This window comes from Serratia sp. DD3, from assembly GCF_000496755.2.
The window spans coordinates 31,479-53,272 of sequence record NZ_AYKS02000017.1 but is presented as its reverse complement, the minus strand read 5'-3'; the positions used below and the strand labels follow the sequence as shown (position 1 = coordinate 53,272).

Genomic DNA, 21,794 nt, shown 5'->3' with positions numbered 1-21,794 from the left:
ACATCCATCAATATGCATGGTCTAACAACGTGGTACACTTTGTGCCTTGTGAAATTCAGGGCACAGCGACCCAGGTTATTCGATTGAAATCTGTATAAAAATTTGAAAAGTGATCAAGTAGGGGTTTACATGCAGGGTACCAGAATTCGTCTTTTAGTGGGTGGGCTGTTGTTGGTTGCGGCCAATAGTTGCGCGCTGGCTGAAGCACTACAACCGGATCCCGCCTGGCAGCAAGGGCAATTGGAAAATGGGTTTTCCTGGCAGATCCTTGATACACCACAGCGCCCGAGTGATCGGGTTGAATTGCGGCTGATGGTCAATACTGGCTCGCTGGTGGAGTCTTCCCAACAAGTGGGTTTTGCTCACCTGTTACCGCGTATTGCCGTAACGCGTAGCGAGAGTTTTACCCCGCCTCAGTTACGTTCGTTGTTACAGCAAGGCGTGGATAGTGACAAGCCATTCCCCCCCGCGATCAGTTCTTATGATTTCACCGTTTATAACCTGAGCCTGCCGAATAACCGCCCGGATCTGCTTAAAGAGGCGTTGGCCTGGCTTGCGGATACCACCGGTAAACTAGCGATAGACCAGCAAACTGTGGATGCGGTGATCAATAGCGATATGGATCCTATTGGCACCTACCCGCTGAATCCGCAAGATTCTTGGTGGCGTTATCGGCTGAAAGGTTCAACACTGTTGGCGCATGACCCAGGGCAACCGATTAAGCGGCCCGTGGATATTGAACAACTGAAGACATTTTACCAACAGTGGTATACCCCTGATGCCATGACGCTATACATCGTCGGTAAAGTGGATAGCCGCAGTTTGAGTGAACAGATCAATAAGGCTTTCTCGTCACTTAGTGGCAAACGCGAGACACCTGCCACCATGCCAACGTTAGCTGCGTTACCCGTTGATCCGGTCAGTTTCCCGAGCGATCAGGTGAAGCAGAGTACGCTGTCAATTATGTGGGATACCCCTTGGCATCCTATTCGTGATTCGCAAAGCCTGAATCGTTACTGGCGTAGTGATATCGCCCGTGAAGCCTTGTTCTGGCATATTCAGCAGGTGTTGCAGAAGAACGGGCAGAAAAATATTCAACTAGGGTTTGATTGTCGCGTACTGTATCAACGGGCTCAGTGTGCAATCCATCTCAACTCCCCTAACAGTGACCTGAACAGCAGCTTGGCGGTGATTGCCCGCGAATTGGCCAATGTGCGTAAAAATGGTTTCTCTGCGCAGGAATTCACGGCATTGCAGGGGCTGAAGACTGAGCAGCTCAACAAACTGTTTACCACCTATGCACGTACTGATACTGACGTATTGATGAGCCAACGCTTGCGTTCACAGCAAAGTGGTGTGGTGGATATCGCCCCTGAGCAGTATCAGCAGTTGCGCCAGGCATTTTTGGCTTCATTGACGCTGGAAGCGCTCAATCAGGAACTGAAACTGCAATTGTCACAAGATGCTACCCTGGTGTTGCTGCAACCCAAGGGGGAGCCGGAAATGAACATGAAGCAGTTGCAGGACATTTATAATGGCATCATGACACCGGGCCAAGTGCCCCATGAAGAGGTCAAACCGGTTGAAGCCGTGAAAGCGACCGCCGCAGAAACCCACCTGTAGTAATCTATATTCATGCAGGCTGCAGGGGATATTCTTGCAGCTGCATGATGACTAATCGCCATCTCGCCGCTCCTTTCTGCTACAATTTCGCCCCCAATCATCTTGAGCAATAAGTCACCATGCGATTAAACCCCAGCCAACAACACGCAGTGGAGTTCGTTACCGGACCTTGTCTGGTGCTGGCTGGTGCCGGTTCCGGCAAGACGCGAGTGATCACCAATAAAATCGCCCATTTGATCCAGCAATGTGGTTATCAGGCCCGGCAAATTGTGGCGGTGACCTTCACCAACAAAGCCGCGCGGGAGATGAAAGAGCGCGTGGCACACACCATGGCACGCAAAGAGGCCCGTGGCCTGATCATCTCGACGTTCCACACGTTAGGTCTTGAGGTGATCAAACGCGAATATGCCGCTTTGGGGATGAAATCCAACTTCTCGTTGTTTGATGATCAGGATCAGTTGGCGCTATTGAAAGAACTGACTGAGAAATGGCTGGAAAATGACAAAACGCTGGTGGCGCAGCTTATTTCCACCATCTCCAACTGGAAGAATGACCTGGTGGACCCGACACAGGCCATGGGGTTGGCTCGATCTGAGCGTGACAAGTTGTTTGCCCATTGCTATGGGTTGTATGAGACCCATATGAAGGCCTGTAACTTATTGGATTTTGACGATCTGATCCTGCTGCCGACCTTACTGCTACAGCGTAATCAGGAAGTACGCGAACGCTGGCAGAACCGAATCCGTTATCTGTTGGTGGATGAGTATCAGGATACCAACACCAGCCAGTATCAACTGGTGAAATTGCTGGTGGGTAACCGCGCGCGTTTTACCGTGGTGGGGGATGATGACCAGTCTATTTACTCTTGGCGTGGTGCCCGCCCACAAAATCTGGTGTTGCTGAAGGAGGATTTCCCCCAATTGCAGGTGATTAAACTGGAGCAAAACTACCGTTCCAGCGAACGTATCCTGAAAGCTGCCAATATCCTGATTGCCAATAATCCCCATGTGTTTGAAAAACGGCTTTTTTCCGAGTTGGGTTACGGCGAAGAACTGAAAGTGATCACCGCCAACAATGAAGATCATGAGGCGGAACGGGTGGTGGGTGAGCTGATTGCCCACCACTTTATCAAGAAGACCCACTACGGTGATTATGCCATTCTCTATCGAGGCAACCACCAGTCGCGGGTGTTTGAAAAAATGCTGATGCAAAACCGCATCCCGTACAAAATTTCAGGGGGGACTTCCTTCTTCTCGCGCCCTGAGATCAAGGATTTGCTGGCCTATCTGCGCGTGTTAACCAACCCCGATGATGACAGTGCCTTTTTGCGTATCGTCAACACCCCTAAGCGCGAGATTGGCCCGGCAACGCTGCAAAAATTGGGGGAGTGGGCCAACCAGCGCAATAAAAGCCTGTTTAACGCCAGTTTTGATCTCGGCTTGGGCCAACACTTGACTGGCCGTGGTTTGGAATCATTACAGCGCTTTACCCACTGGATGGCAGAAATAGCGCAAAGGGTGGAACGTGAACCACTGATGGCGGTGCGTGACCTGCTTAGGGGAGTGGATTACGAAAGCTGGCTATTTGAAACCTCCCCCAGCCCGAAAGCGGCTGAAATGCGCATGAAAAACGTCAACACGCTGTTTGGTTGGATGAGCGAAATGCTGCAAGGTAGCGAACTGGATGAACCGATGACCCTGACCCAGGTGGTGACGCGCTTTACCCTGCGCGACATGATGGAGCGGGGGGAAGGTGATGAAGATCTGGATCAGGTACAACTGATGACGCTACATGCTTCCAAGGGGCTTGAGTTCCCCTATGTGTTCTTGGTGGGGATGGAAGAGGGGCTGTTGCCCCACCAAAGTAGCATTGATGAGGACAATATCGACGAAGAGCGCCGTCTGGCTTATGTCGGCATCACTCGCGCGCAGAAAGAGCTGTTTTTTACTTTATGTCGTGAACGCCGCCAATACGGTGAGTTAGTGCGCCCAGAACCCAGCCGCTTCCTGTTGGAATTGCCACAGGATGATCTCGCCTGGGAGAGTGAGCGAAAAGTGCTGAGCCCACAAGAGCGGATGCAGAAAGGGCAAAGCCATTTGGCGAATGTAAAAGCGATGCTAGCGAAGGCCAAAGGGGGATAAAGTCAGGCGATAGTGAGTCAGCTTCTATTCTATCAGGCGATGCAAACTAATCTTGCTCATCCAATAAGAGCGGCCAATGGGCATTGCCCTGCCAGCGGCTTTCTTGTTCCAGTGCTTCAGCACCCAATGGGTGTTGGCCTAACCAACCATGAGGCAAAATTACATGCAGCTCTTGCTGATTAGCCCGTAAGCGTACCGCAGGTAGGGTGTCGTCGCGGCGGCGGCTGGCAAAGATGATCGCTAGGCGCAGAATGCGACACAGATGCTGTGCCATCTCGGCGGGCACGGCGTTTTGTTGGCTTAACAGTGACAGGTCAAGAGCATTGCACTGGTTTTGCAACAAGGTGGCCAACAGCTTTTTCTGTGCTGGGGTAAAGCCGGGCAAATCAAGGTGGCGCACCAGATAGGCCGCGTGTTGCGGCGCTTGTTTGAAATCGACACTTAGGCCAATTTCATGGAGCAGGCAGGCCGCTTGCAGTAACTCACGGCAGCGAGTATCCAACGGCCATTGGTTGGCAGTCTGCAAACAGAAGTTCGCCGCCAACTGGTTCACGCGCTCACCCTGCTCGATATCCAGCAGATAACGGCGTTGCAGATTGCGCAGTGTCCGGCTGCGAATATCTTTGTCCACCGGTAAATGCAACATGCCGTACACTAAGCCTTCACGCAGTGCACCGCCTGCCAGCATCATGCTTTCAATGTTTAATTCTTGGAAAATAGCCAGCAGGATGGACAGGCCACTGGGGAATACCAGCGCACGCTCTAGCGTCAACCCTTCAATTTCCAGCTCTTCCAATTTGCCACATTGAATGGCGCGCTGTTTTAGTTGGCGTAGTTTGGGTAGGGTAATGCATTCGTCCATTCCCTGGGCGACCATAATTTCTTGCAGTGCCTGCACCGTGCCAGAGGCACCAACACAAATCTGCCAACCATGCTGCCGCAGTTGTGGCGCGATGGGGCGTACCATCTCACGGGCTGCCAACTCCGCCGCTTCAAAGTTATCCCGCTCCAGGTCGCGGTTACTGAAAAAACGCTCAAGCCAGGTAACGCACCCCATCGGCAGGCTATAAAGTTGATCTGCCTGCGAGGCGGTACCCACCACCAGTTCAGTACTGCCGCCGCCAATATCCACCACCAAGCGCTGTTCAGGCCCCCCGGTGGTATGGGCGACCCCGTGATAGATTAACCTTGCTTCTTCTTCGCCGGTGATCACTTGTATTGGGCAGCCGAGAATGGCTTCGGCGGTGTGTAGAAATTCGCTGGCATTGTTTGCCAGGCGCAACGTGGCGGTGGCCACCACGCGCATCTGTTCGCGTGGGATATCTTGTAAGCGTTCGGCAAATAACCGCAGGCACTGCCAGCCACGCTGCATCGCTTCTTGGGAGAGATGGTTGTTTTGGCCCAAGCCCGCCGCCAAGCGTACTTTACGCTTGATACGCGCCACGGTCTGGATACTGCCAGCCACCTCACGCACCACCAACATATGGAAACTGTTAGAACCTAGGTCGATGGCGGCATAGAGGGTGCTGGATGTGGGCATAGTGATTGGTCAGCTTGTGCGTTTACGGTGATTACGTGGCGCATTACCACGGCGGGGTGCACTACCACGGCGCTGGCCATTGCTGCCTCTTGGGCGCATTAGGCGCTTCGGTGCCGGCAAATCACTCATTAACGCCTCACTATTGTATTTACTCACCGGAATGCTGTGGCCGGTATAGGTCTCAATGGCGGGCAGGTTAAGGGCATACTCTTCACAGGCCAGGCTGATGGAGTGACCACTTTCCCCGGCGCGGCCAGTACGGCCAATACGGTGTACGTAGTCTTCACAGTCATCCGGCAGATCGTAGTTGAATACATGGGTGACCAACGGGATATGCAAGCCACGGGCTGCTACATCGGTTGCCACCAGGATATCCAGGTTGCCCTTGGTGAAGTCATCAAGAATACGCAGGCGCTTTTTCTGCGCTACATCACCGGTCAATAAACCAACACGGTGACCATCAGCAGCCAGATGGCCCCAGATCTCTTCACAGCGGTGTTTGGTATTGGCGAAAATAATACAGCGATCAGGCCACTCTTCTTCAAGCAGTGTCTGCAACAGGCGCATTTTTTCTTCGTTGGAAGGGTAGAACAGCTCCTCTTTAATGCGGTGACCGGTTTTTTGCTCCGGCTCCACTTCCACATATTCGGCGTTGTTCATTTGTTCAAAGGCCAGTTCACGCACGCGATAGGACAAAGTGGCGGAAAAGAGCATATTTAGCCGTTGATTGACGCTAGGCATGCGGCGGAATAACCAACGAATATCCTTGATAAAGCCCAGATCGTACATCCGGTCAGCTTCATCAAGTACCACAACCTGGATTGCCCCCAGGTCAATATAGTTCTGCTTGGCATAATCAATTAAACGCCCGGTGGTGCCAACCAGGATATCTACCCCGTCTTGCAACACCTTCAACTGCTTATCGTAGCCATCACCCCCATAGGCCAAGCCCAGTTTCAGCCCGCTTGATTGTGACAGGGCTTCAGCATCAGCATGGATCTGTACCGCCAGTTCACGGGTGGGCGCCATGATCAAGGCTCGTGGCTGGTTGGTTTGGCGATCTTCTTTTGCCGGGTGGGTTAACAAATAGTGAAAAGTAGACGCTAAAAATGCCAGCGTCTTTCCGGTACCGGTTTGCGCCTGACCTGCAACGTCGCGCCCACTGAGAGTGAGCGGCAATGCTAACGCCTGAATGGGCGTGCAGTGGTAAAACCCTTTTTTCTCAAGGGCTTCAAGGACTAACGGGTGCAGGGCGAAGTCGGAAAACTTCTGTTCGGTCAAGTGTGTTTTGCTCATAGTGTGTTAGAATATCAGCTAACTGTTGCTTTACGAAAGCATATCCGTTGAAATAAACACGGTGAAATAGACCCAAGTGCATTCAAGCTGTCACCAGAAGGGCAGTATATACTCTGGTGAGCTGACATAAATAGTCAGTGCTCCGGGCGTATACACCTAGCCAACATTGGCAACTTGAATAGAAACGGGTATAAAATCGCCTGAGTTGGTTAATGCTACACCAACAAGGTAGACATGATCCTGTGGAGTAGAATATGAGCGATAAAATTATTCACCTGACTGACGATAGCTTTGATTCTGATGTGCTGAAAGCCGAAGGGCCAATCTTGGTCGATTTCTGGGCTGAATGGTGTGGTCCGTGCAAGATGATTGCCCCGATCCTGGATGAGATTGCTGAAGAATTCGCTGGCAAGCTGACTATTACCAAGCTGAACATTGATCAAAACCCGGCTACCGCCCCGAAGTATGGCATCCGTGGTATTCCTACGCTGTTGTTGTTCAAGAATGGTGAAGTGGCGGCGACTAAAGTGGGTGCGTTGTCCAAGAGTCAGCTCAAAGATTTTCTGAGCGCGAATCTGTAAGCGGGGGGCATACCCAGGTTCCATCAGAGGTTGCAGCCAATAGTGCTGTAGCTTACATGGCGATGGGTATCTACCCAGTGCAGGCGTCTGGCAGCGGATTTACTGCTAGACGCCCGCCAAGAAGCGTGTTAAGTTTAACCACACTGCATATAGAACTTACCTGAAGTATTAAATCTAAAGAGTCTGAATCTGAGCTTTATGTCGAATCATCGGCCTTGTCATTTGACTGTTAATTTAGCCTACGTTTTGACAATCAAGCGGTTTTGCAAAATCAGTTTTTAAAGCACCTTTGATCATCAACTGCCAGTGCTTATGTCCCGTGTAAGGTGTTTCTTACCTCGATGTTTAATGGTTAGTGATCGACTGTGCAGTAACAGGCACGAATATCTAATGCATTTCAAGCTGTAGCAAAGCGGCAACCCAACCACCCTGAATGACTGTGTGAGTGAGTCCTGCCAGTTTGAAAAGCAACGGGTAAAATACGCTGCCATACCATTCACGTTACAAGTTCGAGATATACCCCGAGTTTAAGAACCTCTACTATGAATCTTACCGAATTAAAGAATACGCCGGTTTCTGAGTTGATTACTCTTGGCGAAAATATGGGGCTGGAAAACCTGGCCCGTTTGCGTAAACAGGACATTATCTTCTCTATACTTAAGCAACATGCGAAAAGTGGGGAAGATATCTTCGGCGATGGTGTGTTGGAGATACTGCAGGATGGGTTTGGTTTCCTCCGTTCTGGAGATAGTTCCTACCTCGCAGGCCCTGATGATATCTACGTTTCTCCCAGCCAAATCCGCCGTTTCAATCTCCGCACTGGTGACACCATTTCCGGTAAGATTCGTCCACCTAAAGAAGGTGAGCGCTATTTTGCCTTGTTGAAAGTGAATGAAGTCAACTACGACAAGCCGGAAAACGCCCGCAACAAGATCCTATTCGAAAACCTGACGCCGCTGCATGCTAACTCGCGTTTGCGTATGGAACGTGGCAATGGGTCTACTGAAGATCTCACTGCGCGGGTGCTGGATTTGGCAGCACCGATTGGCCGTGGTCAACGTGGTTTGATTGTCGCGCCACCCAAGGCCGGTAAGACCATGCTGCTGCAGAATATTGCCCAGAGCATTGCTTACAATCACCCCGATTGTGTGTTGATGGTGTTGCTGATCGACGAACGTCCGGAAGAAGTGACCGAGATGCAGCGCCTGGTGAAAGGGGAAGTGATCGCCTCTACGTTTGACGAGCCTGCTTCACGTCACGTACAAGTGGCGGAAATGGTGATCGAGAAGGCCAAGCGCTTGGTAGAACATAAAAAGGATGTGATCATTCTGCTTGATTCCATTACTCGTCTGGCACGCGCCTACAACACCGTGGTACCTGCTTCAGGCAAGGTGTTGACCGGTGGTGTGGATGCCAATGCCTTGCACCGTCCCAAGCGTTTCTTCGGTGCCGCACGTAACGTTGAAGAGGGTGGCAGCCTGACCATCATCGCTACGGCACTGGTTGATACCGGTTCTAAAATGGATGAAGTTATCTACGAAGAGTTTAAAGGCACCGGTAACATGGAACTGCACCTGGCACGTAAAATTGCCGAGAAGCGTGTCTTCCCTGCTATTGATTACAACCGTTCCGGTACCCGTAAAGAAGAGCTGCTTACCACTTCGGAAGAGCTGCAAAAAATGTGGATCCTGCGGAAAATCATTCATCCGATGGGTGAGATTGATGCAATGGAGTTCCTCATTAATAAATTGGCGATGACCAAAACCAATGATGAATTCTTCGATATGATGAAGCGTTCATGATTGGGTGAGTAAAAAAGTTGTCGAACGCCATGCCTAGTCATGGCGTTTTTTGCTTTTGGCGGATACGATAAGCAAGAGTAATAACTAAGTGAGCTACCCTGATGACTTACTGAGACTTCGTCTGATTTGCACTTATCAGCTTAAGGTGATGAGTGCAAATGTATGAAGACATGTCTATTGTCATAGGAATTGACTGAAAAGGTTGCTGGGTGATGATAGTGGTGCCATTTTTACTCATGCTAAGCTACCTTATCTTTTTTTAGAGATTCGTTAACCGTGAACATACTCACTATGAGTACTGAAATCCTTTTTGTTTTTCTGTTTTCTTTGGCTTTTTTGTTTGTTGCCCGCAAGGTAGCAAAGCGCATTGGTTTGGTTGATAAGCCGAATTATCGGAAACGTCATCAGGGCCTAATCCCGCTGGTTGGGGGGATTTCTGTTTATGCTGGCCTGTGTTTCGCTTTCCTGATCACCGATGTACCGATTGTGCACAGCAAGCTCTACCTCGCTTGTGCGGGTGTGTTGGTGTTCGTTGGGGCGCTGGATGATCGTTTTGATATTAGTGTCAAAATTCGAGCCACCGTGCAGGCCCTGGTTGGAGTGGCGATGATGCTGTTCGCCGACCTCTATCTGCATAGCCTCGGCCAGGTATTTGGTAACTGGGAAATGCTGCTGGGTCCGTTTGGCTACTTGGTGACCCTGTTCGCTGTTTGGGCGGCGATCAATGCCTTTAACATGGTGGACGGCATTGATGGTTTGCTGGGTGGACTCTCCTGCGTGTCATTTGGTGCTATGGGGATTCTGCTCTATCAAAGTGGCAACAATGAGCTCGCCTTTTGGTGCTTTGCCATGCTGGCCGCCATTGTCCCTTATATTTTACTGAATCTGGGTGTTCTTGGCCGCCGCTATAAAGTATTTATGGGGGATGCGGGCAGCACGCTGATTGGTTTTACCGCTATCTGGTTACTGTTGCAAAGTTCGCAAGGGGAAAACCATCCCATTAGGCCAGTGACGGCACTCTGGATTATTGCCATTCCTTTGATGGATATGATTGCCATCATGTATCGTCGCCTGCGCAAGGGGATGAGCCCATTCTCACCTGATCGTCAACACATCCATCACCTGATTATGCGGGCCGGTTTTACGCCGCGTCAGGCCTTTGTTTTGATCACGTTGGCCGCGGCAATCCTGGCAGCGATAGGTATTATCGGCGAACGGCTAAGTTTCATTCCGGAATGGGTGATGTTGGTGCTGTTTTTGCTAGCATTCTTTTTTTATGGCTATTGCATTAAACGTGCGTGGCGTGTTGCTCGTTATATCAAACGTATCAAGCGCCGTATTCGTAATTCAATGCACAACAAGCAAGTACCTTAACCTGAGGCTTTAGGGCAGTGATGATTTCTGAAACAACGTCTGATAAGAGTGCTACGGTGGTTGACAACGAACTGGATATTCGCGGTCTGTGCTCTACCCTGTGGCGCGGTAAAAAATGGATTATTGGTTTTGCGCTGCTATTTGCTGTGGTCGCACTGCTTGTCTCCTATCTGGTAAAGCAGGAGTGGAGCGCCACCGCAATCACTGATAAGCCAACAGTTAATTCGTTGGGGGGATATTACTCTCAGCGACAATTCCTGCGTAATCTTGATGTGCGCACCATGCCCGCAGTGGCGGGTGAGCAGCCAGGGATTGCCGATGAAGCCTATAATGAATTCATCATGCAGTTGGCCGCCTATGACACACGTCGCGAATTCTGGTTACAAAATGATTATTACAAACAGCGTCAGAAAGGGGATGCACGCGCCGATGCGGCGTTGTTAGATGAGCTGATTAACAATATTCAGTTCACCCCTCGTGATGATAAAAAAGTACTCAATGACAACGTGAAGTTAACGGCAGAAACTGCCGCTGACTCTAATCAATTGTTGCGCCAGTATGTGGATTTTGCCAGCCACCGTGCGGCACAGCATTTGAATGAAGATATTCAGGGCGCTTGGGCTGCGCGTACTACCGCTATGAATGCCCAGGTCAAACGTCAGGAAGCGGTGGCAGATGCGGTTTATCAACGTGAGCTCAAGAGTGTCCAGCAAGCACTGAAAATTGCTGAGCAACAAGGGATTAACCGTGCTCAGACCAATATTCCGGCAGAACAGCTACCCGATTCTGACCTTTTCATGCTGGGTAAACCGACGCTTCAAGCGCGTCTGGAAGGGTTACAGGCATCAGGTCCAACCTATGATCTCGATTATGACCAAAATCGGGCCATGCTGACCACCTTGCATGCTGGCCCGACGCCAGATACTAATTTTCAGACATTCCGCTATCTGCGTACACCAGAAGAGCCGGTGAAACGTGACAGCCCACGCCGGGTATTCTGGTTGATTATGTGGGGGGCGATTGGTAGCTTGGTGGGTGCTGGTGTGGCTTTGGTGCGTCGGCCTCGCAGTTGAGATAAAAGAAAGTTGAAATAAAAGAGCGTTAAAATAAGCATGTCCTAGGGAGTTCAGGCGGCTATTCAGGTTGTTGCAGCTTGAAGGATAGCGGGATTTTATTGACGGACACATCTACCCAAGTTCAATGAAGTTGCAGGTAGGCAGCAAACGAGAGACAAATCGGTCATCACCGATTTGAACAGCACTCGTGCTGGCCCGAAGGGTAAACCTCAGAGATGAGGTTCATTCATCCCGATGAGCTTACATGGGTAAGTGACTCGGGTGCACGAGCGTAGCCCACACCGCAGCAGCTTTATTGATGACGGGGATAAGTGCCCCATTTGCAGGTTTGCCTGCAGTTTACAGACCAAAAGAGATTCGCTGTGAAAGTGTTGACTGTTTTTGGTACCAGGCCGGAAGCCATCAAAATGGCTCCTTTGGTACATGCTCTGGCTCAGGACGAAGCCTTTGAATCTAGAGTCTGCGTTACGGCACAGCATCGTGAGATGTTGGATCAGGTATTGCGGTTGTTTGAAATCGTACCTGATTATGATCTGAATATTATGAAACCGGGCCAGGGGCTGAGTGAAATCACTTGCCGTATCCTGGAAGGGTTAAAAGGCGTGCTGGAAGATTTCAAACCGGATGTGGTGCTGGTTCATGGTGATACGACGACGACCATGAGCACCAGTCTGGCGGCATTTTATCAGCGTATTCCGGTGGGGCATGTCGAGGCAGGATTGCGCACGGGGGATCTCTATTCCCCTTGGCCAGAAGAGGCCAACCGTAAATTAACCGGTCATTTGGCGATGTACCATTTCGCGCCGACGGAAAATTCGCGTCAAAACCTGCTGCGTGAGTCACTGAGTGATGACCATATTATCGTAACTGGTAATACAGTGATTGATGCATTGTTTTGGGTACGTGACCGCGTTATGTCTGACGCCACCCTGCGTAATAGTCTTGAACAGCGCTACCCTTTCCTGGATGCCAATAAGAAGTTGATCCTGGTGACAGGGCACCGCCGTGAAAGTTTTGGTGGCGGTTTTGAGCGTATTTGCAGCGCACTGGCAGAGATCGCGCGCCAGCACCCAGAGGTGCAGGTGGTCTATCCGGTGCACTTGAACCCGAACGTCAGTGAGCCAGTTAACCGCATTTTGAAAGGTATCGAAAACGTCATTCTTATCGACCCGCAAGACTACCTGCCTTTTGTTTATCTGATGACTCACTCTTATCTGATCCTGACCGACTCGGGTGGTATTCAGGAAGAGGCTCCTTCACTGGGTAAACCGGTGTTAGTGATGCGTGATACCACTGAGCGACCGGAAGCGGTGGATGCCGGCACGGTGCAATTGGTAGGAACAGATGTAGCCAGAATTGTTGATGCGGTTACCCGGTTACTGACAGATGACAACGCCTATCATGCCATGAGCCGGGCGCATAACCCTTACGGTGACGGGCATGCCTGCCAGCGTATCCTCGAAGCTTTAAAGAATCATCAGGTGACACTATGAGTTTTAACACGATTTCAGTTATTGGCTTGGGTTATATCGGCTTGCCAACAGCGGCGGCGTTTGCTTCCCGCAAGAAAAAAGTGGTGGGTGTAGATGTTAACCAACATGCGGTGGATACCATTAACCGTGGTGCGATCCATATTGTCGAACCCGATCTGGACCGCGTAGTGAAGACGGCGGTTGAAGGGGGTTACTTACAAGCGGTGAATAAACCCCTGCCCGCAGATGCGTTTCTGATTGCGGTACCCACGCCATTTAAAGGGGATCATGAGCCCGATTTAGCCTATGTGGAAGCCGCGGCGAAATCACTGGCGCCGGTACTGAAAAAAGGCGATTTGGTGATCCTGGAGTCTACTTCCCCGGTGGGTGCGACTGAGCAGGTGGCATTGTGGCTGGCGCAGGAGCGCAGTGACCTCAGTTTCCCTCAGGATGCCGGTGAACAAGCCGATGTTAACATTGCCTATTGTCCAGAGCGTGTGTTGCCCGGGCAGGTGATGGTGGAACTGATCCAGAATGACCGCGTGATCGGCGGGATGACGCCGAAGTGCTCTGAGCGTGCGAGTGAGTTGTACAAAATCTTCTTGGAAGGTGAGTGTGTAATCACTAACTCTCGCACCGCCGAAATGTGTAAATTGACGGAAAACAGTTTCCGCGACGTTAACATTGCTTTTGCCAACGAACTTTCACTGATCTGTGCTGATCAGGGCATCAATGTATGGGAGCTGATCCGCTTGGCTAACCGCCATCCACGGGTTAATATTTTGCAGCCTGGTCCTGGTGTCGGTGGGCACTGTATCGCCGTTGACCCTTGGTTTATCGTGGCGCAGAACCCGCAGCAGGCCCGTTTGATCCATACCGCCCGGTTGGTTAACGATGGTAAGCCACACTGGGTGGTTGATCGCGTCAAGACGGCGGTGGCAGATTGTCTGGCAGCCACCAACAAGCGCGCCAATGAAGTGAAAATTGCCTGTTTTGGTCTGGCGTTCAAACCGAATATTGATGATTTGCGTGAAAGCCCAGCGGTTGAAGTGGCTCATCTGATTGCCGACTGGCATGTGGGTGAAACGTTAGTCGTAGAGCCCAATGTGGAGCAATTGCCAAAATCTTTGGCCGGTCATGTGACTTTGAAAACCCTTGCCGAGGCTTTGCAGCAGGCAGATATTGTCGTGATGTTGGTTGATCACAAAGAATTCAAGGCGATTAAACCGCAAGAGGTTAAACAGTCTTGGGTCGTTGATACTAAAGGAGTTTGGCGTTGAAACGTATTCTGGTTACCGGCGGGGCCGGTTTTATCGGCTCTGCCGTAGTAAGACACATTATCAATGGTACGGCAGATAGCGTAGTGGTGGTGGATAAGCTAACGTATGCCGGTAATCTGGATTCATTGGCGGTAGTGGCGGATGATGCGCGCTATGCTTTTGAGCAGGTGGATATCTGTGACCGGCCTGCACTTGACCGGGTGTTTGCGCAATACCAACCCGATTTAGTGATGCACCTGGCGGCAGAAAGCCATGTGGACCGTTCTATTGATGGCCCAGCCGCGTTTATCGAAACCAACGTAGTGGGTACTTACACTTTGTTGGAAGCGGCCCGCCATTATTGGCAAGGTCTGGCGGAAGAGAAAAAACCGGCTTTCCGTTTCCACCATATCTCTACCGATGAAGTGTATGGTGATCTGCATGGTACGGACGACTTGTTTACCGAAACCACGCCTTATGCACCAAGCAGCCCTTACTCTGCCTCTAAAGCATCCAGCGACCATCTGGTGCGTGCCTGGTTGCGTACTTATGGTTTGCCCACTGTGGTCACCAATTGTTCCAATAATTATGGCCCTTACCATTTTCCTGAGAAGCTGATCCCATTGGTGATCCTAAACGCGATTGCGGGTAAACCCTTGCCGGTTTATGGCAATGGCGCACAGGTGCGTGACTGGTTGTATGTGGAAGACCATGCCCGTGCGTTGTATCAGGTGGTCAAAGAGGGTGTAGTAGGGGAAACCTACAATATCGGTGGGCATAACGAACGTAAGAATCTCGAGGTGGTGCACACGATTTGCGATCTATTGGAAGAGTTGGCACCGAACAAACCACAAGGTGTGGCTAAATATCGCGATTTGATCACTTACGTCAAAGATCGCCCCGGCCATGATATGCGCTATGCCATTGATGCCAGCAAGATCGAACGTGAGTTGGGTTGGCGCCCACAGGAAACCTTTGAAAGCGGTATCCGCAAAACGGTCTCTTGGTATCTGAACAACGAAACCTGGTGGCGTCGGGTACAAGACGGCTCCTATGCTGGGGAACGTTTAGGGCTGAGCCAGTAACCTCCTCCTCGTTTTTCAAGCAATCTTGTGGTTGGTTGTATTACCTGGCCCATTGATGGGCTAGGTCATTAAGCTGATTACAGTTTAATAACCTATGACTAAAAGGACTTTCGCAGTGCGAAGGTGAGTCAAGGAGTCAAGATGAAAGGTATTGTTCTTGCTGGCGGTTCGGGAACGCGTTTGCACCCGATTACGCGCGGTGTCTCCAAGCAGTTGCTGCCTATCTATGATAAGCCGATGATCTATTATCCAATCTCGGTGCTGATGCTGGCCGGGATCCGCGATATTCTGATTATTTCTACCCCTGAAGATCTGCCTTCGTTCCGCCGTTTACTCGGTAGTGGTGCGGAGTTTGGCATCAACCTGAGTTACGCCGAACAGCCTAGCCCAGACGGACTGGCGCAAGCCTTTCTGATCGGTGAAGAGTTTATCGCTGGGGAACCGAGCTGCCTGGTGTTGGGTGATAACATTTATTTTGGCCAGGCCTTTAGCCCGAAACTGAAAAACGTGGTCAATAACCTGCATGGTGCCACGGTATTTGGTTATCAGGTGATGGACCCAGAGCGCTTTGGTGTGGTGGAGTTTGATGACCAGTTCCGTGCGCTGTCAATTGAAGAGAAACCCCTCGAGCCCAAATCCAACTGGGCGGTCACTGGCCTCTATTTTTATGATAATCAGGTGGTGGACTTCGCCAAGCAGGTGAAACCTTCGCCCCGTGGCGAGTTGGAAATCACCACCATCAACCAGATGTATCTGGAGCGCGGGCAATTAAGTGTTGAGCTGCTAGGCCGAGGCTTTGCCTGGCTTGATACCGGTACTCATGACAGTCTGATCGAAGCCAGTACCTTTGTACAAACTGTGGAAAAGCGCCAAGGGTTTAAGGTCGCCTGTCTGGAAGAGATCGCTTGGCGTAATGGTTGGCTGGATGATGAAGGTGTCAAACGTGCTGCATTGGCGTTAGCCAAAACCGGCTATGGCAAATATTTGCTGGATTTACTCCATGTCCGTCCACGCCAATATTGAGCCTTTGGGCTGGGAAAGCGAATTTTTCCATATCAACAGTGCCAAACTGGATTTTTCTGAGGTGGCACCGCCGCTGGTACCCGCTGAGCTGGATGCTTATGCCCTGGTTCAGGCTAAAATTCCGGCGTCGCGTCTTGATTTAGCCGATGGGCTGGCCGGTTTGGGTTTTCGGTTGGCGGAGGGCGAAGTTGATCTGGTGCTAGAAGTTGGCATGGAAAGTGCTTCATTATTACCGGCAGTGCGCATGGCTCAAGTGGAGGATATTCCCTTGCTGCGCCAGGCAGCGACGAACGTATTTGCTGCCAGCCGTTTCCGTACCCCTTGGTACGGGGAGCAAGACAGTGGGCGGTTTTACGCCACCTGGATTGAGAAAGCGGTGTTGGGTACCTTTGATCATCAGTGCTTATTGGTGCTGGGAGAGGGGGGCGAACCAGAAGGATTTGTCAGCCTGCGTGATATTGGCCAACAACAGGCCCGTATTGGTTTGCTGGCGGCATTTCCACACCAACAAGGAAAGGGGACCGGTTCACGGCTAATGGTAGCTGCGATCAATTGGTGCCAGCAGCAACGGCTGCAGCGCCTGTGGGTTGCGACTCAAATAAGTAATACCGCCGCGTTACGGCTCTATCAACGGCACGGTGCCACTATACAAAGCACCGCGTATTGGTTCTATAGAGGTTTACATGATTCCATTTAATGCACCACCGGTTGTTGGCACTGAACTTGATTATATGCAGGCAGCGATGAGCAGCGGCAAGCTGTGTGGCGATGGTGGTTTTACTCGTCGTTGCCAGCAATGGATGGAACAACATTTCGTCAGCCCGAAAGTATTGCTGACCCCTTCTTGTACTGCATCACTGGAGATGGCAGCCATACTGCTGAATATCCAACCTGGTGATGAAGTGATCATGCCAAGCTACACCTTTGTGTCGACAGCTAATGCGTTTGTACTGCGTGGTGCAGTGCCAGTATTTGTTGATTTGCGTCCAGACACCATGAACATCGATGAAACCAAGATCGAAGCAGCGATCACTGACAAGACCCGCGCCATTGTCCCTATGCACTATGCCGGTGTGGCTTGTGAGATGGACACCATTATGGCGCTGGCGAAGAAATACAACCTGTTTGTGGTAGAAGATGCCGCGCAGGGGGTGATGTCGACTTACAAAGGTAAAGCGCTGGGGACTATTGGCCATATTGGTTGCTTCAGTTTCCATGAAACCAAGAACTACACCGCCGGTGGTGAAGGTGGTGCAACCCTGATTAACGATCCTGTGTTGATTGATCGTGCGGAAGTTATCCGTGAGAAAGGCACCAACCGTAGCCAGTTTTTCCGTGGTCAGGTAGATAAATACACTTGGCGTGATATCGGTTCCAGCTATTTGATGTCAGACCTACAGGCGGCTTATCTGTGGGCACAACTGGAAGCGGCTGAAGAGATTAATCAGCGTCGCCTCAAGCTGTGGCATAACTATTATGATGCATTCAAACCTTTGGCAGACGCCGGGCGCATTGTGTTACCGAGCGTGCCAGAAGATTGTGTGCAGAATGCCCATATGTTCTATATCAAACTGCAAGATATGCAGCAGCGTACCGCGTTTATCAATTATCTGAAAGAAGCAGAGATCATGTCGGTATTCCACTATCTCCCACTGCATAGCTGCCCGGCGGGTGAGATGTTTGGTCGCATGGCGGGTGAAGATCGTTTCACTACTCAAGAGAGCGAACGCCTGGCGCGCCTGCCACTGTTCTACAACATGACTGATGTTAACCAACGCACGGTAATCAATACCATCCAGAGTTTCTTCGCCTGATATGTCACTGGCAAAAGCATCAATCTGGACTGCCGGGTCCACGCTGATAAAAATAGGCGTGGGTTTGGTGGTGATTAAAATGCTGGCGGTGACCTTTGGCCCCAGTGGTGTCGGGTTGGCGGGTAACTACCGCCAACTGATTACCGTGCTGGGAGTGCTGTCCGGAGCCGGTATTTTTAACGGCATCACCAAGTATGTTGCCGAATATCACCATGATCCCCAGCGCTTAAAAAAAACGGTGGGGACGGCATCGACGATTGTGCTGGGCTTTTCAACGTTACTCGCGCTGATATTTCTGTTGGCCGCCGAGCCTATCAGCCGTGCGTTGTTCGATCATACTAAGTATGTGAATGTCGTGCGCGCGGTGGCATTTATCCAGATGGGGATCGCTTACGCCAACCTGTTTTTGGCGATCATTAAAGGCTACCGCGATGCCATGGGTAATGCCCTGGCGGTGATCGCCGGTAGCTTTATTGGTGTGCTGGCGTTCACTTTATGCCTCTGGGTGGGCGGATATGCCGGCGCCTTGACCGGATTGGCCCTGGTCCCCGCGTTGGTGGTGTTGCCTGCTGGCTTTATGCTTTGGCGGCGTAAGGCGCTGCCGCTGCATTATCTGGCTCTGGCCTGGGATAAAGCTTTGGCGAGCCACCTGGGCAAATTTACCATTATGGCGTTGATCACCTCGGTGACCCTGCCGGTGGCTTATGTGATGATGCGTAACCTGCTGGCAGCGCACTACAGTTGGGATGACGTGGGGATTTGGCAAGGGGTGAGTAGTATCTCTGATGCTTACTTGCAGTTTATTACCGCCTCTTTTACGGTTTATTTGTTGCCGACATTGTCGCGCTTGCAGGAAAAGCACGCCATTTCGCAGGAAATTATCCGTTCACTGAAGTTTGTCTTGCCTGCGGTGGCCGCCGCCAGCTTTACCGTCTGGCTGTTACGTGATTTTGCCATCTGGTTACTGTTCTCACCCCAGTTCATCGCTATGCGTGATCTGTTTGCCTGGCAACTGGTGGGGGATGTGTTGAAAGTGGGCGCTTACGTTTTCGGTTATCTGGTGATCGCCAAAGCGTCACTGCGTTTCTATATTCTGGCAGAAGTCACCCAGTTTATATTGCTGACGCTGTTTTCCCACTGGCTAATCCCATTGCATGGTCCGTTGGGTGCAACACAGGCTTATATGGCAACCTATATAGTGTATTTCGCGCTCTGTAGCGGCGTATTTATTCTTTATCGTAGACGAGTATGATGACACTGATCCACGTACTGGGCTCTGATATCCCCCATCATAATCAGACGGTGCTGCGCTTTTTCAATGATGTGCTGGCAGAGCGTCTACCCGCTGAACAGGTACGCCATTTTATGGTGGCAGCCAAAGATGCCGACGCATTGGGGCATTATCCCAAGTTGGATATCGAGGTTTTGCCGGATAAGAAAAGCCTGGCTGCGGCGGTGATTGCCTGCGCTCAAGCCAGCCGTGATAACCGTTTCTTTTTCCATGGGCAATTTAATGCCGCGCTGTGGTTAGCATTGCTCAGTGGCAAGATTAAAGCACATCAGGTGAGCTGGCATATCTGGGGAGCCGACCTGTATGAAAATGCCACTCACTGGAAATTCCGTCTGTTCTACCTGCTGCGGCGTATTGCCCAAGGGCGCGTGCACCATGTCTTTGCGACGCGGGGAGATTTAAATCACTACCGGCAACGCCATGGGCGGGTTCCTGGCTCGTTGCTCTATTTCCCTACGCGGATGGACCCAAGCTTGACGGGGATTGAGGTCAACAAAAAGAGTGCCGGACCGATGACCATTCTGCTGGGCAACTCCGGTGATAAAACTAATCGCCATATCGAAGCGCTACAGGCTATCTATCAGCAATTTGGCGCGGATGTGCAGGTGATTATCCCCATGGGATATCCCGCCAATAATCAGGCCTATATTGAGCAAGTGCGTGCCGTTGGGGTGAAATTGTTTGGTGAACAGCATCTACAACTGCTGACTCAACAGGTGGCGTTTGATGATTATCTCAATATCTTGCGTGAATGCGATCTCGGTTACTTTATCTTTGACCGCCAGCAAGGTATAGGTACGTTATGTCTGCTGATTCAGTTTGGCGTGCCGTTTGTATTGAGCCGTAACAACCCGTTCTGGCAGGATTTGGCTGAACAGCATTTGCCGGTACTGTTTTATGGTGATCCGTTGAATGAAACCGTCATCCGTGAGGCGCAACGCCAACTGGCTACTTTGGATAAACAAGCCATTGCCTTTTTTAATCCGAACTATGTTGATGGCTGGCAGCAGGCTCTGGCGCTGGCAGCAGGAGAAAACCCATGACCCTGGCGCAGTTTGGTGGGTTGTTTGTCGTCTATTTGATTGGCGCGCTGTTTGTCCTGTTCCTGACGTATCAGGAGTTTCGGCGTGTACGATTTAATTTTAATGTCTTTTTTTCTCTGCTCTATCTGTTGACGTTTTACTTCGGTTTTCCACTGACTTGCCTGCTGGTTTTCCAGTTTGATGTGGCGGTGGTCCCGGTAGAATATCTGCTGTATGCCATTCTTTCCGCCACCAGCTTTTATGCGATTTACTACGTTAGCTACAAGACGCGGTTGCGTAAACGCAGCAAACAACAGTCGCATAAGCCGCTGTTTACCATGAACCGTGTGGAAACCAACCTGACCTGGATACTGTTGGCCTTGGTGGCCATGGGCACCGTTGGCATATTCTTTATGCAGAACGGCTTCCTATTATTCAAACTTAATTCCTATAGCCAGATTTTCTCCAGCGATGTGGCGGGAGTAGCGCTTAAGCGTTTCTTCTATTTTTTCATCCCGGCGATGCTGGTGGTCTATTTCCTTAAACAGGACCTGCGCGCCTGGTTTGCTTTCCTGGTGGCGACGGTTGCCTTTGGTATTCTGACCTACGTGGTGGTGGGGGGGACTCGCGCCAACATCATTATCGCGTTCTCATTGTTCCTGTTTATCGGCATTGTGCGTGGCTGGATTTCGTTGTGGATGCTGGTGGCGGCCGGGGTGTTCGGTATTGTCGGTATGTTCTGGCTGGCGTTGAAACGCTACAGCCTGGATGTCCGTGGTGCGGAGGCACTCTATACTTTCCTTTACCTGACACGAGATACCTTCTCACCCTGGGAAAACTTGGCATTATTATTGCAAAATTACGACAAGATTGATTTTCAGGGGCTGGCACCGATTGCCCGTGATTTTTACGTTTTCATTCCTACTTGGCTATGGCCTGGGCGGCCGGACTTGGTGCTGAATACCGCCAACTACTTTACCTGGGAAGTGCTGGATAACCATTCCGGGTTGGCGATCTCCCCGACCTTGATTGGGTCACTGGTGGTGATGGGCGGTTGGTTGTTTATCCCGCTGGGTGCCGTGGCGGTGGGGCTGATTATCAAGTGGTTTGATTGGTTGTATGAGCTGGGCAGAAATGAGCAGAACCGCTATAAAGCGGCTATTTTGCAGGGGTTCTGTTTTGGTGCGGTGTTCAATATCATCGTGTTGGCGCGTGAGGGGGTAGATTCCTTTGTCTCGCGCGTGGTGTTCTTCTGTATTATTTTTGGTGCTTGTCTGGTATTGGCAAAATTACTGTACTGGCTGTTTGATGCTGCTGGGCTGATTAAAGCCCGCGTGATGCGTAAGCGTAGGTTGGCGGCGACTGCCAACTCTCTTCTGCAAAGGAAAGAGTAAC

17 protein-coding genes are annotated in these 21,794 nt (G+C 50.9%); 15 read left to right on the top strand and 2 right to left on the bottom strand.

What is annotated here, in order from left to right; all coding sequences use genetic code 11:
• Positions 1-129: 129 nt before the first annotated feature.
• Together IO95_RS03055 and rep are read left to right on the top strand one after the other, a co-directional pair.
• Positions 130-1,623: a pitrilysin family protein gene (locus IO95_RS03055; RefSeq protein WP_023490487.1), complete on the top strand. Its 1,494-nt coding sequence runs from the start codon at positions 130-132 to the stop codon at positions 1,621-1,623.
• A 119-nt stretch (positions 1,624-1,742) separates the two neighbouring features.
• Positions 1,743-3,764, top strand: a complete 2,022-nt coding sequence (gene rep / locus IO95_RS03050) for a DNA helicase Rep (RefSeq protein WP_037383765.1) — start codon at positions 1,743-1,745, stop codon at positions 3,762-3,764.
• A gap of 46 nt (positions 3,765-3,810) precedes the next feature.
• On the opposite strand, the gene ppx is transcribed toward rep, so the two are convergent.
• Positions 3,811-5,304 (bottom strand): exopolyphosphatase, encoded by a 1,494-nt coding sequence (gene ppx, locus IO95_RS03045; protein WP_023490485.1) that lies wholly within the window; start codon positions 5,302-5,304, stop codon positions 3,811-3,813.
• Positions 5,305-5,313: 9 nt separating this feature from the next.
• Entirely contained in the window at positions 5,314-6,600 is a 1,287-nt protein-coding gene (gene rhlB, locus IO95_RS03040; protein WP_023490484.1) for an ATP-dependent RNA helicase RhlB, read from the bottom strand.
• Positions 6,601-6,854: 254 nt separating this feature from the next.
• On the opposite strand from rhlB, the gene trxA reads away from it, so the two are divergent.
• The 13 genes from trxA to wzyE all read left to right on the top strand — a co-directional run bounded on the left by trxA (position 6,855) and on the right by wzyE (position 21,793).
• The gene (trxA, locus tag IO95_RS03035) at positions 6,855-7,181 is read left to right on the top strand and encodes a thioredoxin TrxA (RefSeq protein WP_023492843.1); all 327 of its coding nucleotides are present in this window, start codon (positions 6,855-6,857) and stop codon (positions 7,179-7,181) included.
• Positions 7,182-7,723: 542 nt separating this feature from the next.
• On the top strand, positions 7,724-8,983 hold the full coding sequence (gene rho, locus IO95_RS03030; RefSeq protein ID WP_021181558.1) for a transcription termination factor Rho: 1,260 nt from the start codon (positions 7,724-7,726) through the stop codon (positions 8,981-8,983).
• Positions 8,984-9,259: 276 nt separating this feature from the next.
• Positions 9,260-10,357 (top strand): UDP-N-acetylglucosamine--undecaprenyl-phosphate N-acetylglucosaminephosphotransferase, encoded by a 1,098-nt coding sequence (gene wecA / locus IO95_RS03025; protein ID WP_152554885.1) that lies wholly within the window; start codon positions 9,260-9,262, stop codon positions 10,355-10,357.
• A gap of 20 nt (positions 10,358-10,377) precedes the next feature.
• Entirely contained in the window at positions 10,378-11,430 is a 1,053-nt protein-coding gene (wzzE, locus tag IO95_RS03020; protein WP_023489389.1) for an ECA polysaccharide chain length modulation protein, read from the top strand.
• A gap of 365 nt (positions 11,431-11,795) precedes the next feature.
• Positions 11,796-12,926 carry a non-hydrolyzing UDP-N-acetylglucosamine 2-epimerase gene (gene wecB, locus IO95_RS03015; protein ID WP_037383752.1) on the top strand — a complete coding sequence of 377 codons (1,131 nt, stop codon included), beginning with the start codon at positions 11,796-11,798 and terminating at the stop codon, positions 12,924-12,926.
• Entirely contained in the window at positions 12,923-14,185 is a 1,263-nt protein-coding gene (gene wecC, locus IO95_RS03010; protein ID WP_023489391.1) for a UDP-N-acetyl-D-mannosamine dehydrogenase, read from the top strand. Before wecB ends, wecC begins: the two co-directional genes overlap by 4 nt.
• Complete coding sequence (gene rffG / locus IO95_RS03005) at positions 14,182-15,249, top strand: dTDP-glucose 4,6-dehydratase (RefSeq protein ID WP_023489392.1); 1,068 nt, start codon at positions 14,182-14,184, stop codon at positions 15,247-15,249. Before wecC ends, rffG begins: the two co-directional genes overlap by 4 nt.
• Before the next feature lie 141 nt (positions 15,250-15,390).
• Positions 15,391-16,272: a glucose-1-phosphate thymidylyltransferase RfbA gene (gene rfbA / locus IO95_RS03000; protein ID WP_023489393.1), complete on the top strand. Its 882-nt coding sequence runs from the start codon at positions 15,391-15,393 to the stop codon at positions 16,270-16,272.
• Positions 16,250-16,969 carry a dTDP-4-amino-4,6-dideoxy-D-galactose acyltransferase gene (rffC, locus tag IO95_RS02995; protein WP_023489394.1) on the top strand — a complete coding sequence of 240 codons (720 nt, stop codon included), beginning with the start codon at positions 16,250-16,252 and terminating at the stop codon, positions 16,967-16,969. Before rfbA ends, rffC begins: the two co-directional genes overlap by 23 nt.
• Positions 16,956-18,086: a dTDP-4-amino-4,6-dideoxygalactose transaminase gene (gene rffA / locus IO95_RS02990; RefSeq protein WP_023489395.1), complete on the top strand. Its 1,131-nt coding sequence runs from the start codon at positions 16,956-16,958 to the stop codon at positions 18,084-18,086. Before rffC ends, rffA begins: the two co-directional genes overlap by 14 nt.
• Before the next feature lies 1 nt (position 18,087).
• Complete coding sequence (gene wzxE / locus IO95_RS02985; RefSeq protein WP_023489396.1) at positions 18,088-19,338, top strand: lipid III flippase WzxE; 1,251 nt, start codon at positions 18,088-18,090, stop codon at positions 19,336-19,338.
• Positions 19,335-20,420 carry a TDP-N-acetylfucosamine:lipid II N-acetylfucosaminyltransferase gene (locus IO95_RS02980; protein WP_037383749.1) on the top strand — a complete coding sequence of 362 codons (1,086 nt, stop codon included), beginning with the start codon at positions 19,335-19,337 and terminating at the stop codon, positions 20,418-20,420. Before wzxE ends, IO95_RS02980 begins: the two co-directional genes overlap by 4 nt.
• Positions 20,417-21,793 carry an ECA oligosaccharide polymerase gene (gene wzyE, locus IO95_RS02975; protein WP_023489398.1) on the top strand — a complete coding sequence of 459 codons (1,377 nt, stop codon included), beginning with the start codon at positions 20,417-20,419 and terminating at the stop codon, positions 21,791-21,793. The genes IO95_RS02980 and wzyE overlap by 4 nt, the downstream gene beginning before the upstream one ends.
• Position 21,794 lies beyond the last annotated feature (1 nt).